11 protein-coding genes are annotated in these 14541 nt (G+C 69.2%); 6 read left to right on the forward strand and 5 right to left on the reverse strand.

The annotated features are described in order from the left end of the window. The first annotated feature begins 44 nt into the window (after positions 1 to 44). The 5 genes from ACZ3UD_RS20725 to ACZ3UD_RS20745 all read left to right on the forward strand — a co-directional run bounded on the left by ACZ3UD_RS20725 (position 45) and on the right by ACZ3UD_RS20745 (position 6697). A complete protein-coding gene (locus tag ACZ3UD_RS20725; RefSeq protein ID WP_465589416.1) occupies positions 45 to 1961 on the forward strand; it encodes an Ig domain-containing protein in 1917 nt (638 codons plus the stop codon). A gap of 110 nt (positions 1962 to 2071) precedes the next feature. Further along, positions 2072 to 2806 carry a hypothetical protein gene (locus tag ACZ3UD_RS20730; protein ID WP_465589419.1) on the forward strand — a complete coding sequence of 245 codons (735 nt, stop codon included), beginning with the start codon at positions 2072 to 2074 and terminating at the stop codon, positions 2804 to 2806. Between the two features lie 219 nt (positions 2807 to 3025). Then, positions 3026 to 3958: a Gfo/Idh/MocA family protein gene (locus tag ACZ3UD_RS20735; RefSeq protein ID WP_465589422.1), complete on the forward strand. Its 933-nt coding sequence runs from the start codon at positions 3026 to 3028 to the stop codon at positions 3956 to 3958. Between the two features lie 253 nt (positions 3959 to 4211). Beyond that, positions 4212 to 6092 carry an endonuclease/exonuclease/phosphatase family protein gene (locus tag ACZ3UD_RS20740; protein WP_465589424.1) on the forward strand — a complete coding sequence of 627 codons (1881 nt, stop codon included), beginning with the start codon at positions 4212 to 4214 and terminating at the stop codon, positions 6090 to 6092. A gap of 95 nt (positions 6093 to 6187) precedes the next feature. Next, positions 6188 to 6697: a GNAT family N-acetyltransferase gene (locus ACZ3UD_RS20745; RefSeq protein WP_465589427.1), complete on the forward strand. Its 510-nt coding sequence runs from the start codon at positions 6188 to 6190 to the stop codon at positions 6695 to 6697. A 79-nt stretch (positions 6698 to 6776) separates the two neighbouring features. Here ACZ3UD_RS20745 and ACZ3UD_RS20750 read toward each other — a convergent pair whose 3' ends face one another. The 3 genes from ACZ3UD_RS20750 to ACZ3UD_RS20760 form a co-directional block, all read right to left on the reverse strand. Next, positions 6777 to 9140 carry an ATP-binding cassette domain-containing protein gene (locus ACZ3UD_RS20750; RefSeq protein ID WP_465589430.1) on the reverse strand — a complete coding sequence of 788 codons (2364 nt, stop codon included), beginning with the start codon at positions 9138 to 9140 and terminating at the stop codon, positions 6777 to 6779. Positions 9141 to 9230: 90 nt separating this feature from the next. Then, complete coding sequence (locus ACZ3UD_RS20755; protein WP_465589433.1) at positions 9231 to 9644, reverse strand: VOC family protein; 414 nt, start codon at positions 9642 to 9644, stop codon at positions 9231 to 9233. A 307-nt stretch (positions 9645 to 9951) separates the two neighbouring features. Continuing rightward, positions 9952 to 10803 carry a LysR family transcriptional regulator gene (locus ACZ3UD_RS20760; RefSeq protein WP_465589436.1) on the reverse strand — a complete coding sequence of 284 codons (852 nt, stop codon included), beginning with the start codon at positions 10801 to 10803 and terminating at the stop codon, positions 9952 to 9954. 95 nt (positions 10804 to 10898) lie between these two features. On the opposite strand from ACZ3UD_RS20760, the gene ACZ3UD_RS20765 reads away from it, so the two are divergent. Next, complete coding sequence (locus tag ACZ3UD_RS20765) at positions 10899 to 11630, forward strand: SDR family NAD(P)-dependent oxidoreductase (protein ID WP_465589439.1); 732 nt, start codon at positions 10899 to 10901, stop codon at positions 11628 to 11630. Positions 11631 to 12009: 379 nt separating this feature from the next. Here the strand turns inward: ACZ3UD_RS20765 and ACZ3UD_RS20770 are convergent, their stop codons facing one another. Together ACZ3UD_RS20770 and ACZ3UD_RS20775 are read right to left on the reverse strand one after the other, a co-directional pair. Then, entirely contained in the window at positions 12010 to 12573 is a 564-nt protein-coding gene (locus tag ACZ3UD_RS20770) for a dihydrofolate reductase family protein (RefSeq protein ID WP_465589442.1), read from the reverse strand. A gap of 794 nt (positions 12574 to 13367) precedes the next feature. Then, positions 13368 to 14060, reverse strand: a complete 693-nt coding sequence (locus ACZ3UD_RS20775; protein ID WP_465589445.1) for a DUF1062 domain-containing protein — start codon at positions 14058 to 14060, stop codon at positions 13368 to 13370. Positions 14061 to 14541: the final 481 nt, after the last annotated feature.

Genomic DNA, 14541 nt, shown 5'->3' on the forward strand with positions numbered 1-14541 from the left:
GGCCGACCGGCGCCGGAGACGGCGGGAGAGAGGATCCCCCACACATGGGCGTTCCCCGTAGCCGCGCGAGCAGAAGGCTGGCCCTGGCCGCCGTCGCCTCGCTGTCCCTCGTCACCGCCGCGCTGACAACCGGCGGCGCCGCCCAGGCGGCGGACCAGCCGGTGTCGTCGCAGAGCGGCACCGTGACCAACCCGTACAGCCCCGCCTACCAGCATCCCTACCGGCACGGCGCGGTGCCCACCATCGCGCAGAACGAGAAGATCAAGCAGTGGGCCGCCACCCACCAGGAGACCAGCGCCGATGCGGCCACCGGCCCGCAGACCCTCTCCTACGGCGGAGGGATCGACGGCATCGGTGTCCAGAGCGGCCACTCCAAGGTCTACCTGGTCTTCTACGGAAACCAGTGGGGGACCCAGAGCACGGACGCCAACGGGAACGCGAAGTTCTCCGGGGACTCGGCCGGTGCGGCGGGCGCCGCCCAGCAGATGTTCAAGGGCATCGGCACCGGCAACGAGCTGTGGTCCGCGGACCTGACGCAGTGGTGCGACGGGCCAAACGTCGCTGTGGGCGCCACCAGTTGCCCCTCGAACGCGAACTTCATCCCGTACCAGGCCGGCGGCGTCCTCGCCGGCGTGTGGTACGACAACGCGGCGGCGTCGCCGAGCGCCGCCACCGGGCACCAGCTCGGCCAGGAAGCCGTCAACGCCGCGGCGCACTTCGGCAACACCACGGCGGCGGCCAACCGCGACGCCTACTACGTGATCCTGTCGCCGCACGGCACCAACCCCGACAACTACCAGGGCCAGTACTGCGCCTGGCACGACTACAACGGTGACACCACACTCACCGGCGGCGCGGTGAACTCCCCGTACGGCGACGTCGCGTTCAGTAACCAGCCGTACAACATCGACTCGGGCTCCGGCTGCGGCGTCGGCTTCGTCAACTCGCCCGGCACGCTGGACGGTTTCACGATGACCCTCGGCCACGAGTGGCACGAGACGATGTCGGACCAGAATCCGGCCGGCGGCTGGACCAACCACGTGTCGGGCAGCTCGTTCAACGGCCAGGAGAACTCCGACGAGTGCGCCTGGCTGTCCCCGGGCACCACGGGCGGCGCGGCCAACATCACCTTCGGCAGCTTCGGCACCTGGGCCGAGCAGGCCAGCTGGTCGAACGACACCAACTCCTGCGCGATCTCCCACCCGATCGTGGGCGGCGGCTCGACGGGCAACACGGTGACGGTCACCAACCCCGGCAACCAGACCACCGCGCAGGGCGCCTCGGTCAGCCTGCAGATCCAGGCCAGTGACTCGGCCTCCGGCCAGAGCTACACCTACTCGGCCACCGGCCTGCCGACCGGTCTGTCCATCAACTCCGCGACCGGCCTGATCACCGGCACCGCCACCACCGCCGGCAGCTACAACGTCACCGTCACCGCCAAGGACACCACCGGAGCCACCGGCTCCACCAGCTTCGGCTGGACGGTCAGCGGCACCGGCGGCTCCTGCACCCCGGCCCAGCTGCTCGGCAACCCCGGCTTCGAGACCGGCACCGCCGCGCCGTGGACCGCGACCAGCGGTGTCATCGACAACTCGTCGTCCGAGCCCGCCCACAGCGGCTCCTGGAAGGCCTGGCTGGACGGCTACGGCACCTCGCACACCGACAGCCTGTCCCAGACCGTCACCATCCCGTCGGGCTGCAAGGCCAGCCTCAGCTACTGGCTGCACATCGACACGGCCGAAACCACCACCACCGCCCAGTACGACAAGCTCACCGTGACCGTCAACGGCACCACGGTGGCCACGTACTCCAACCTCGACCACAACACCGGCTACGCACAGAAGACGATCGACCTGTCGGCCTACGCCGGGCAGAGCGTCACCCTCAAGTTCAACGGCGTGGAGGACTCCTCCCTCCAGACCAGCTTCGTGATCGACGACACCGCGATCCAGACCAGCTGACCCCTGGTCCGTCGAACGTTCGGCCCGGCGGCTCCTTGCCGCCGGGCCCACCCTTTGGGTGGTCGGCCGACCATGACGGCACCCGGAGGGTGACGAGGCGGGTACTGGGCGTGGACGTCCCCAGCAAGGTGCGGTCGGTGGCGGACCTGCCGCAGGTCCAGGGACCGTGGGCGGCGGCATTGGCACTCGGGCTGCTGCGCCGGGACGGAGACCGCGTCCGCACGGTGCCTGGGGCCTCCCTGCCGGGGGAGACCGACCCGGCCTGGCCGGCGCTGTGGCTCGAATCGCTGGTGGCCGCGTTCGGGGAGGCGGTCCGAGACACGGAGCGGCAAGAGGCGGTCGGCTACACGGTCGGGCTGCTGGACGCCATCGGAACGGCCCCGGAGCCGATGAGCGCGTGGCAGGTGAAGAACGTGCGCTACCGGATCGGCTGGCGCGAGCCCGGCTACCGGTTCGGCGAACTGCTGCGCCGGCCTTGGTCGGATGGAGCCCCCTGGTTCCTGCTCCTGGAGTCCTTCGGCGCGGTGGAGTTGGGCGAACCGGTGGACGACCGGTTCGGAGGCCGCGAGTTCCGCAGTGCCACGTTGACCGTGCTGGGCCGCTGGGCCGCCGTGCAGTTGCGGGCCGAGCTGCCGAGCAAGGTGACGGCCGATCTGTCCGCCGCCGAGGTGCTGGACCTGATCGCGGGGATGGAGCCGGAGGAAGCGTGGGGGGCCGCCGGCCACTGGCGGGCCGAACGCGGGGAACCCAAGGCCGCCGCGGAACTCCTGGCCGCCGCCGAGCACGCCGGCGCACGAGCCCGGGCGGCGGCGGGCGCTTGGGGCACCTGCTCGCCATACGCCTAGATCATCTGAGGATCGGATCAGTCGTCCTCCTGGTGCCCGCTGGGCTTGCAGGTTGTTCACTCGGCTTTCAGGTCGTCCGTGAGTGGGGCTGGGTTTGGTCGTGTGGGAGACGTTCTGTTGTTGGGCCGTTTCGGGGGCTCCGGCGGCGGGTGAGTGGCGTACGGGAGCTGGTGAATAGGGTGGGGGCGACGGCGTCGGCACGTACTTGTGGAGAAGCTGATGAGTTCGACCCCTGTCTCTGGCGGCGGCCTTCTTCCCGTTGGGGTTGTTGGGCTTGGTGACATTGCGCAGAAGGCGTATCTGCCGGTTCTGGGCGGGTTGCCAGGGTTGGATGTGCGGTTGATGACCCGGGACGGGGCGAAGCTGCACCGGATCGGGGACGGGTACCGGATCGCGGCCGGGAAGCGGTTCACCGATCTCGGGGAGTTGATCGGGAGTGGTATCCGGGCGGCGTTCGTTCATGCCGCGACCAGCCAGCATGTGCCGATCGTGGAGCAGTTGCTGACAGCGGGCGTGGATGTGTACGTGGACAAGCCGCTGGACTACACCCTGGACGGCGCGCGCAAGCTGGTCGATCTGGCCGACCGTACGGGCCGTTCGCTGATGGTCGGCTTCAACCGGCGCCACGCGCCCGGCTACGCGCAGGCGCTGGAGCGGCCGCGCGACCTGATCGTGCTGCAGAAGAACCGCGAAGGCCTTCCTGAGGCGCCGAGGACGATGATTTTCGACGATTTCATTCACGTGGTGGATGTGCTCCGGTTCCTGGCTCCGGGGGAGATCGAGCACGTCGACGTCCGTTCGCGGGTGCGTGACGGTCTGGTGGAGCACGTGGTACTCACGCTGGCCGGCGAGGGTTTTACCGCGCTGGGCATCATGAACCGGGTCTCCGGCTCGACCGAGGAGGTGCTGGAGGTCTCCGGCGGCGACTCCAAGCGCGAGGTGCGCAACCTGGCCGAGGTGATCGACCACCGTGGCCAGCCCACCGTCCGCCGACGCGGCGACTGGGTGTCGGTCGCCCGCCAGCGCGGCATCGAGCAGTGCGCGACCGGCTTCCTGGACGCCGTCCGCGCCGGGAAGACGATCGACGCCCACGACGCGCTGCGCACCCACGAGTTGTGCGAGCTGATCGTGGAGCGGATCGGGCAAAGCTGAGGAAAAGCAAGTCAAGCTGAGTGAAAGCTGGAAGGTGTCTGGGAATCAGCTGAATTGACGCGTCATCAAGTCACTTGGCCGGAACCGGCAGTTCATTGACGGGGTCTTGTCGGGGCTTTTTCTACGCGCGTATCTTGAGGGCGTCGCGGGGGGCGGGTGTTCGTCCCCCGCTTTCTCTCCCCCTCTCTCTACGCGAGTAGCGCCCGCTACGCGAGCCAGTAGCGCCCGCTGCACGAGCTAGGAGTCATGCCCGGTGACCACCGCCCCCGCACCCCGCCCCCGCAGAGCCGCCCTGCTGCGCGCCGCGATCCTCCCGGCCGCGCTGGCCGCCTCGCTGGGGCTCGTCCCGCTGCCGGTGGCGAACGCGGCGGGCGCGGCGACGCCCGCCCCGACCGCCCCGACCGAGGCCGGGCCGCTGCGGATCCACGACATCCAGGGCACCACCCGGATCTCCCCGCAGGCCGGCAAGCCCGTCACCGGTGTGCCCGGCATCGTCACCGGCCTCCGTGCGTACGGCAGTTCCAAGGGCTTCTGGATGCAGGACCCGAACCCGGACGGCGACCCGGCCACCAGCGAGGGCATCTTCGTCTTCACCGGCGCCGCCCCGACCGTCAAGGTCGGCGACTCGGTACTGGTGAGTGGCAAGGTCACCGAGTACTACCCGAACTACTCCGGCGGCTCGCAGTCCGTCACCGAGCTGTCCGGCCCGGCCGTCACCGTCGTCTCCTCCGGCAACCCGCTGCCCGCCCCCGTGGTGGTGGACACCCGCGACATCCCCGGCACCTACGCCCCGCCGGCCGGCCCCGACGGCACCGTCGACCCGGTGCCGCTCAACCCGGAGAAGTACGCCCTGGACTTCTACGAGTCACTGGAGGGCATGCTCGTCCAGGTCAAGGACGTCCGGGTGATACAGGCCACCGACAAGTACAACGAGCTGTGGGTCGCCGCCGACCGGCAGGACCAGCGCAGCAAGCGCGGCGGCGTGCTGTACGAGTCCTACCGCGAGCCCAACGTCGGCCGCCTGATGGTGCAGCAGCAGGCACCGGTCTCCCAGCAGCCCTTCCCGGTGGCCAACGTCGGCGACGAGCTGACCGGCACCACCACCGGCCCGCTGGACTACAACTCCTTCGGCGGCTACACCCTCGTCGCCGGCACCATGGGCACCCTCAAGGACAACCACCTCCAGCGCGAGGTGACCGCCAAGGCCGGCGAGCGTGAACTCACCATCGCCACCTACAACGTGGAGAACCTGGCCGCCACCAACCCGGACGCCAAGTTCGCCGAGCTGGCCCAGGGCATCGTCACCAACCTGCGCTCGCCCGACATCGTCGCCCTGGAGGAGATCCAGGACGACAACGGCGCCAAGAACGACGGCACGGTGGACGCGAGCCAGACCGTCGCCAAGTTCCTCGCCGCGATCAAGGCGGCCGGCGGCCCGGCCTACGAGTGGCGCTCGGTCGACCCGCAGGACGGCAAGGACGGCGGCGAACCCGGCGGCAACATCCGCCAGGTCTTCCTGTTCAACCCCCAGCGGGTCTCCTTCACCGACATCCCCGGCGGCAACGCCACCACCGCCGTCGGCGTGACCGGCACCGGTGCCGCCACCGCGCTGACCGCCTCGCCCGGCCGGATCGAGCCCACCGACGAAGCGTGGACCAACAGCCGCAAGCCCCTGGTCGGGCAGTTCTCCTTCCGCGGCCAGAAGGTCTTCGTGATCGCCAACCACTTCAACAGCAAGGGCGGCGACCAGGGCATCGACAGCCGCTTCCAGGCCCCGACCCGCAGCTCCGAGGTGCAGCGGATCAAGCAGGCCACCGTCGAGCAGGCCTTCGTCGCCAAGCTGCTGGCCGCCGACAAGGAGGCGCGGATCGTCTCGGTCGGCGACTACAACGACTACCAGTTCTCGCCCGCGCTGGCCGCGCTCACCAAGAACGGCGTGCTGCGCGACCTGGTGAACGAGCTGCCGGAGACCGAGCAGTACTCCTACGTCTACCAGGGCAACTCCCAGGTGCTGGACCACATCCTGGTCAGCCCCGAGGTCGGCTACGCCAAGTACGACGTGGTGCACATCAACGCCGAGTTCGCCCAGCAGGCCAGCGACCACGACCCGCAGGTGGTCCGGATCAAGCCCTGACCCGAGCTGCGGCTATCCTGCCTCCGCCGCCGGTGACCGCCGGCGGCGGAGGCGTTTCATCGTGGCTTGGCGATGTTCCGTACAACGGGGGCGGCATGGGGTACCGGATCGAGCGGATCGGCCGGGACGACTGGCAGCGGCTGCGGAAGGTGCGGCTGGCCCAGCTCCTCGACACCCCCATGGCGTTCGGCGAGCCCTACGAGTACGCGGAGCACCAGGGCGAGGCCAACTGGCGGGCCCGGACGGACTGGCTGAACGAGCCCGGCAAGATCGGCCTGGTCGCCGTGGACGACACGGACGAGTGGGTCGCCACCATGCTGTCGATCCCCGGCAAGGAGCAGCCCGGGGCCGTCGACCTGATCGGCGTCTGGGTCGACCCGGCCCACCGCGGCCGCGAACTCGGCGTCGCCGACGCCCTGTTGGACGCCGTCATCGACTGGGCCAGGGTCGGCGGCGCGCAGCGGATGCTGCTCGGGGTGCACGAGGAGAACCACCGCGCCGCCGCCTTCTACCGACGGCGCGGCTTCACGTACACCGGCGGCGAGACGCCGTACGTGCTGGACGAGAACGCCCGGATCCTGGAGATGGCCCTCCCGCTGGAGTGATCCCCCGCGCGGGAGAGCCTGCGGGAGAGCCCGCAGGAGGGCCCGCAGGAGCGCCCGCGAGAGGGCCGTCGGTACGTCGTCAGCCGGCCACGTACTCCGCCAGGTGCTCGCCGGTCAGCGTGGAGCGGGCCGCGACCAGCTCGGCCGGGGTGCCCTCGAAGACCACCCGGCCGCCGTCGTGCCCGGCGCCCGGGCCGAGGTCGATGATCCAGTCCGCGTGGGCCATGACCGCCAGGTGGTGCTCGATCACGATCACCGACTTCCCGGAGTCCACCAGCCGGTCCAGCAGCCCGAGCAGCTGCTCGACGTCCGCCAGGTGCAGACCCGTGGTCGGCTCGTCCAGGACGTAGACCCCGCCCTTGTCGCCCATGTGGGTGGCCAGCTTCAGCCGCTGCCGCTCGCCGCCGGACAGCGTGGTCAGCGGCTGGCCCAGGCTCAGGTAGCCGAGGCCGACGTCGGCGAGCCGCTCCAGGATCCGGTGCGCGGCCGGCAGCTTGGCCTCGCCCGCGCCGAAGAACTCCTCCGCCTCGGTCACCGACATCGCGAGCACCTCGCTGATGTCCCGGCCGCCGAGGCGGTACTCCAGCACCGAGGCCTGGTAGCGCCTGCCCTCGCAGTCCTCGCAGGTGGTGGCCACCCCGGCCATCATCGCCAGGTCGGTGTAGACCACGCCCGCGCCGTTGCAGGTCGGGCAGGCGCCCTCCGAGTTGGCGCTGAACAGGGCCGGCTTCACGTCGTTCGCCTTGGCGAAGGCCTTGCGGATCGGGTCCAGCAGGCCGGTGTACGTCGCCGGGTTGCTGCGCCGCGAGCCCTTGATCGCACCCTGGTCGACGTACACCACGCCCTCGTCGGAAGGGATGGAGCCGTGGATCAGCGAGCTCTTGCCGGAGCCGGCGACGCCGGTGACCACGGTCAGCACCCCGAGCGGGATGTCCACGTCCACGTCCCGCAGGTTGTGGGTGTTCGCGCCGCGGATCGCCAGCGTGCCGCCGGGCTGGCGGGCGGTCTGCCGCAGCGCCGTTCGGTCGGCCAGGTGGCGGCCGGTGACGGTGCCGCTGGCGCGCAGTCCGTCCACGCCGCCCTCGAAGCAGACCGCGCCGCCCGCCGCACCGGCGCCCGGGCCGAGGTCCACCACGTGGTCGGCGATCGCGATGGTCTGCGGCTTGTGCTCCACCACCAGCACCGTGTTGCCCTTGTCCCGCAGGCGCAGCAGCAGGCCGTTCATCCGGCTGATGTCGTGCGGGTGCAGGCCGGTGGTGGGCTCGTCGAAGACGTACGTGGTGTCGGTGAGCGAGGAGCCCAGGTGGCGGATCATCTTGACCCGCTGTGCCTCGCCGCCGGAGAGCGTGCCGGAGGGGCGGTCGAGCGAGAGGTAGCCGAGGCCGATCTCCACGAAGGAGTCCAGGGTCTGCTGGAGCGCGGTGAGCAGCGGCGCCACCGAGGGCTCAGCCAGGGCGCGGACCCAGTCGGCGAGGTCGCTGATCTGCATCGCGCAGGCGTCGGCGATGCTGACCGCCCCGATCTTGGAGGAGCGGGCGGCCGCGCTCAGTCGGGTGCCCTCGCAGTCCGGGCAGGCGGTGAAGGTCACGGCGCGCTCGACGAAGGCCCGGATGTGCGGCTGCAGGGCGTCCTTGTCCTTGGACAGCATGGACTTCTGGAGCTTGGGGATCAGGCCCTCGTAGGTGAGGTTGACGCCGTTGATCTTGACCTTGGTGGGCTCCCGGTACAGGAAGTCCTGCAGCTCCTTCTTGGTGTACTCGCGGATCGGCTTGTCCGGGTCGAGGAAGCCCGAGTTGGCGTACACGCCGACCGTCCACCAGCTGTCCGGCTTCCAGCCGGGGATGGTGATCGCGCCCTCGGCGAGCGACTTGGAAGAGTCGTAGAGCTGGGTGAGGTCGATGTCGGAGACGCTGCCGCGGCCCTCGCAGCGCGGGCACATGCCGCCGGTGATGCTGAAGCTGCGCCGCTCCTTGACGGTCTTGCCGCCGCGCTCGACCGTGACGGCGCCGGCGCCGCTGATCGAGGGGACGTTGAACGAGTACGCCTTGGGGGAGCCGATGTGCGGCTTGCCGAGCCGGCTGAACAGGATGCGCAGCATCGCGTTGGCGTCGGTCGCGGTGCCGACGGTGGAGCGCGGGTCGGCGCCCATCCGCTGCTGGTCGACGATGATCGCGGTGGTCAGCCCTTCCAGGACGTCCACCTCGGGGCGGGCCAGGGTGGGCATGAAGCCCTGGACGAAGGCGCTGTAGGTCTCGTTGATCAGCCGCTGGGACTCGGCGGCGATGGTGTCGAAGACCAGCGAACTCTTGCCCGAGCCGGAGACGCCGGTGAACACGGTCAGGCGGCGCTTGGGGATGTCGACGCTGACGTCCTTGAGGTTGTTCTCGCGCGCTCCGTGCACGCGGATCAGGTCGTGGCTGTCGGCGACGTGCGGCTCGGCCATCGTTGTCTTCGCTCCCTGGCTGTCGGGCGGGTTCTGTGTAGGTCGATCGGGGCCCGCCCCGAGGGGTCACCCCTCGGGGCGGGCGGAGGCTCAGCGCACCTCGTTGAAGCGGATCATGTTGCCCGCCGGGTCGCGGAAGGCGCAGTCGCGGATGCCGTACGGCTGCAGGGTCGGCTCCTGCACGAGTTCGGCGCCGCCGGACTTCAGCCGGTCGAACACCCCGTCCAGGTCGGCGGTGGCGAGCACCAGCCGCGCATAGGTCCCCTTGGCCATCATCTCGGCGATCGTACGCCGCTCGTCCTCGGTGACGCCCGGATCGGCGGTCGGCGGCTCCAGCACCAGGGAAACGCTCGGCTGCCCGGCCGGCCCGACGGTGATCCACCGCATCGGGCCGCCGCCGACGTCGTTGCGCACCTCGAAGCCCAGCAGGTCGCGGTAGAAGGCGAGCGAGGCCTCGGGGTCGGTGTGGGGGAGGAAGGTCCAGTGAATGGTGATGTCGTCCATGCCCGCAACGCTAGGGGTGCCCCCGGCCCGGGCGCTTCTCGAATCCTGATCGGTCCGTCCGACCGAGTCGTGATCGGTGTAGCAGCTCTTCCAGAGCGGCACGCGATGACGGTCCGTAGCTGGCCAGTGGCTCCGCCAACTGCAGCTTCCAGTCGCCAACCGGGACTTTCCGGTCGCACCTTCTGTGACTGGAAGCGGAGCGGTAGGTGGCGGGCAGGTTCGCTATTCGTGCAGGTCGTTGCGAGAGTTGGCAGTGGCAGTGATGAGCCGGGCCACCATAGGTGGAACCTGGCCAGGCATGTTGGAACTACTGGAGACGTGTCGCAGTCCGGACAAGGTCGGCGAGGGCTCTGGACCGGCTGTGCGGTGGCCAGGCGATCACGGTGGTGACTGTCGGCGCGTCCAGCACGGGCACGGCCGCGAGGTCACCGTGCAGTTGGGCTCGGCACGACTCGGGTGAGACCGCGCAAGCACGGCCGAGCGCGACGAGCTGCAACAACTGCGCGTGGTCGCGGACCCGCGGGCCGGAGCCGGGCGGGTAACTGCCGTCGCGATCGGGCCAGCGTGGCAGCGGCAGGCCAGGCAGCTCCATGATGTCGGCCATGTGCACATGTGCCCGGGCGGTGAGCGGATGCCCGGCTGGCAGGACCACCACCTGGCCCTCCATGCTGAGCTCCTCGGTGTCGAACCCGGTCGTCGAGTCGAACGGCCGGTGCAGCAGCGCCACGTCGGCCCGGCCCTCGCGCAAAAGTCGTTCCTGCTCGGCAGGACCGCACAGGATGACCTCGACGGGGACCGCGCCGGGTTCGGCGGCGTACGCGTCGAGTAGTCTCGCCAGCAGTTCACGGGACGCGCTGGCCTTCGTGACCAGGACCAGGCCGGGGCGGCCGGTCACGGAAAGGGCGGCGCGGCGGGTCCGACGCTCGGCGGCGTCGACCGCGTCGAGGGCCGCCCGGCCCTCGACCAGCAGCACCGAGCCGGCCTCGGTCAGCCTGACGGTGCGGCTGGTCCGATCCAGCAGCGCTGCCCCGAGTCGGCGTTCGAGCTGCTGGATCGCCCGCGACAGAGGCGGCTGTGCGATCCCGAGGCGCTGCGCGGCGCGCCCGAAGTGCAGTTCTTCAGCGACAGCAACGAAGTAGCGCAGTTCCCGGGTCTCCACCCGGCCACGGTACTCCGGATCAATACCCGGACGGTATCGTTGCCCACTCCATCGGTCTTGGACCCCCGCCGGGGTCCGAGGGCAGCATGGTTCTCATGAGTGAACGAACGATTGCGCTGGTCACCGGCGCGAACAAGGGAATCGGCTACGAGATCGCCGCGGGCCTGGGCGCCCTCGGCTGGAGCGTCGGCGTCGGCGCCCGCGACGATGAGCGCCGTAAGGCCGCGGTGGAGAGACTGCGCGCAGCCGGCGTCGACGCGTTCGGCGTCCCACTGGACGTGACCGACGACGCGAGCGCGACCGCCGCCGCACGGCTGATCGAGGAACAGGCCGGACGCCTCGACGTGCTCGTCAACAACGCCGCCATCACCGGCGGCATGCCGCAGGAGCCCACCCGGGTCGATCCCGCCACCATCCGAACGGTCGTGGAGACCAACGTGATCGGCGTCATCCGCGTCACCAACGCGATGCTGCCGCTGCTACGCCGCTCCGCCTCACCACGGATCGTGAACATGTCCAGCAGCGTCGGCTCCCTCACCCGGCAGTCAGGACCCGCTGCCGAGCAGACGACAGGTCCGGTGTCCGTGGCGTACGCACCGTCGAAGACGTTCCTGAACGCCGTCACCCTCCAGTACGCCCGGGAGCTTGGCGGCACGAACATCCTGATCAACGTCGGCTGCCCCGGCTACGTCGCGACCGACCTCAACGGCTTCCGCGGCGTGCGCACCCCCGAACAGGGCGCGGCAATCGCCATCAAACTCGCGACCCTGCCCGACGACGGCCCGACCGGCCAGTTCTTCGACGACGCCGGCGTAGTTCCCTGGTGATCTGCATGGCGGTCATCACCCGCCGGGATGAGGCCACTTCGCCCGCGCGTCTCGAACAGGTTCATCGACTGCGGCGGCCGCCCCGGCCGACGCTCCGGTGCCCGGGGCAACGCTCCGCGCCGCTACTGGTTCCAACATGAATGGCAATTCACCGCAGGTTGCAAGCAGCGTGACCATTTGGTTCCAACAATCGTGACCCGGGGATCCGAATCGCACGGTCACCACACCCCCATGGTTCCAACTGACGTGTCCCGGCTCAAGTGAGCCGTGACACGTCAGTTGGAACCTGGTCACGCAAGGTGGAACCGGACAGGATCCGGGCAGCCCTGTGCTCTGCGGGACCCCGTTCATGGGCGGGGTCGCTCCGCGACGAGCCTGGCTAGCACGCCACGCGGTAGCGGAGGTAGACGACTCTCGAGCTGAAGGTGCGGGTCTCGACGAGTTCGAGATCCACCCGGCGCTCGTGCTGGGGAAAGAACGGAATACCACCGCCGACCAGCACCGGGTAGACCATGGCCCGGTACTCGTCGATCAGACCCAATCCGGCCGCCTCGGCGGCGAGAGTCGCGCCGCCGATCGCGATGTCGCCCTCCCCCGGCTCGGCTCGCAACCGCTCGATCTCCTCCGCCAGACCGCCGGAAGCCAGGCGGGCATTGCCCTGCACCGCCGACAGCGTGGTGGAAAACACCACCTTCGGGAGCGGCTTCCAGAGCGCGGCCCACTCCAGCATTGAGTCGTCGAGCGATGGATCCTGATCGGCGGTCTCCCAATACAGCATCGTCTCGTACAGCCGTCGTCCCAACAGGTGGACGCCGACCTCTCGGATCTCGTCGAGCCAGAAGCGAAAGACGTCCTCGTCCGGCGCCGCCCAGCCGAAGTCGCCGTCCGGCCCGACGATGTAGCCGTCGAGTGAGACACCCATCGAGTAGGTCACGCTGCGCATCAGAAGCCCTCCTCGGTAACCTCGATGGCAACTCGCGGCTGGTGGCAAGAAGCGTGACCACTTGGTGCCAACAAGCGTGTCCCATCGACCAGAGACCGCCAGCTAATCATGCCCCGCCGGTTCCACCTATCGTTTCCAGGCTCAGGTAGTTGGCGTTTTCTGGAAGTGATAGCTGGCGGCCTTCGCGGCCGTCGATGACGGAGCGTGAGACGAGCACTCAGGTAACGGTTGCGTCGATGTGGTGAGGTCGCGGAACCGCCACCCATCGGTCCCAACCGCCGTCTATCGCTTCCAGCTGTCCGTTCTCAGTAGGTCTGGCGACCTGGTGAGCCCATGAGCTGTGACTCACCAGATCGGACGAGAGATGTAGATCTCTCGGTTCTCAAGTGAAGTGGCCAATGTTGGGGTACTGGGTGTGAGACGTTCCCCCGTTCATGTCGATAGTGCCAAGGCTCGGCAAGAATGCCCCGGCTGTCAGGAAAAGTCAGGGCACTCCGCGACGAAGCCCTCCGAGACGGGCTCCAGCGTTATCTGGGGTTGTCAACCTGAACTCGCTGGTCAGAGAGAAATCAGGCGTTCTGTCACATGAGGCACAATCAGCCCCGTGGCAGTTGCACAGGTGACCTGCGACAGCGAATCTTGAGCGGCTGTTGCCGTTCCGATCCTGTGGGGTGTCGGTCGAACGGGAGTCTCGATTGGGTGACTGTGGCTGGTGCCGCACAGAGCAGGGCCTCCTGGCAGCTCGAAGGTTGTCTACGCCAACAGGCTGTCCAGAAGGCCCTGCTGCCCCGCTCTTACGCTCCCGCCGCCGATCGCGACACGTGCTGTGGCGTGTCGTGCAACCCGACGCGGCTCAGGTCGGTGCGCACGTCGGTCGGAGCGCCAAGGAGCTTCGAGTGCTTCGCAGCATCGACGGAACCGAGATCGTGGATGGTGAGCTCGAAGTCACGATGCGCCTTGGCGTCCAGGGCCAGCGGCAGGTGGATACGCCCGTCCCCGACCATGCGTCGTACCCCACTGCGGCTGAGACCGAGCCCGAGCATGAGCAGTCGTTCGACCCGGACCGGCGCGGGCAGCTCGAAGCTGACCAGGACCTTGAGTGGCGCCGGGTCGTCGAGTGCGTAGAGGGGCGTGCGGGTCTCCACCTCCCACGTACCGGTCCAGTCGAGGCGGTATCCGTTCTTCGCGGCCAGCGACGCACTCATCGTCAGCTCCCGTACCACGGCTGGGTCATTGTTCTCGTACGCCACCAGGCGAGCGGGCTCCAGTGACGAGACGTGGACGCGCTCGTGGACGGGCACCTTCGAGGTCCGGTCGCACCCTGCACAGCTCAGGAGAAGCCAGACGTCGAGGAGTTTGCCGCTCGCGTTGACACGGATCTTGCCCGAGGGACGGTGCCGGCTGCCGGAGCAGTCCGGGCAGGGGCGTACGACGGTGGGCAGCGCGGACTCACGCACGGCCCACAGGGCCTTGCGGTCGGTATTCATGGATGTGGCTGCTTTCAGGACTGACCAGGAGCTCTCGCAGGCGAGGCTGCGGCTCCTGGGATATGACGGATGCACACGAGGGCGCGAGTCATCGCCTCGGGGCCGAGTCGTCAGGCTCCGGGGTCAACCGCGCGACAGGTTGGCTTTGCTACGTGGCAGCCGTTACAGGTCCATGCAGGCGATCATGATCGAGGCCACGGCCCGCGAACAACTCGTTTTTCGCGGGCCGCCCGCCGACAGGCCGTGGCAGCGCCTCGGCCTCGTTGCAGGCAAGGCCTGGATCGCTTGGCCTGCCGCGAACTGGCCTTTGCCGTGCCTGGGGGTTGCTCAGGAGCCGTTGTTGTACCGAGAGGGGTGCTTGGTGGTCGAACAGGGTTTCCCGGTTGGGTGATTCTCCGCCGGCCCGGGTGTGAAGGCAGGTCTTCCCACCTCTGGCCCACCAATACAGGAACCCGGTCGATTGTCCGGACCGTCCAGACGG

The organism is Kitasatospora sp. NPDC023118 (assembly GCF_055560875.1).

What these genes read in the sequence shown, in the direction of transcription:
- ACZ3UD_RS20765 (WP_465589439.1), top strand. Translation starts at nt 10,899, where the DNA reads ATGAGTGAACGAACGATTGCGCTGGTCACCGGCGCGAACAAGGGAATC.
- ACZ3UD_RS20745 (WP_465589427.1), top strand. Translation starts at nt 6,188, where the DNA reads ATGGGGTACCGGATCGAGCGGATCGGCCGGGACGACTGGCAGCGGCTG.
- ACZ3UD_RS20750 (WP_465589430.1), bottom strand. Translation starts at nt 9,140, where the DNA reads ATGGCCGAGCCGCACGTCGCCGACAGCCACGACCTGATCCGCGTGCAC.
- ACZ3UD_RS20755 (WP_465589433.1), bottom strand. Translation starts at nt 9,644, where the DNA reads ATGGACGACATCACCATTCACTGGACCTTCCTCCCCCACACCGACCCC.
- ACZ3UD_RS20775 (WP_465589445.1), bottom strand. Translation starts at nt 14,060, where the DNA reads ATGAATACCGACCGCAAGGCCCTGTGGGCCGTGCGTGAGTCCGCGCTG.
- ACZ3UD_RS20725 (WP_465589416.1), top strand. Translation starts at nt 45, where the DNA reads ATGGGCGTTCCCCGTAGCCGCGCGAGCAGAAGGCTGGCCCTGGCCGCC.
- ACZ3UD_RS20770 (WP_465589442.1), bottom strand. Translation starts at nt 12,573, where the DNA reads ATGCGCAGCGTGACCTACTCGATGGGTGTCTCACTCGACGGCTACATC.
- ACZ3UD_RS20735 (WP_465589422.1), top strand. Translation starts at nt 3,026, where the DNA reads ATGAGTTCGACCCCTGTCTCTGGCGGCGGCCTTCTTCCCGTTGGGGTT.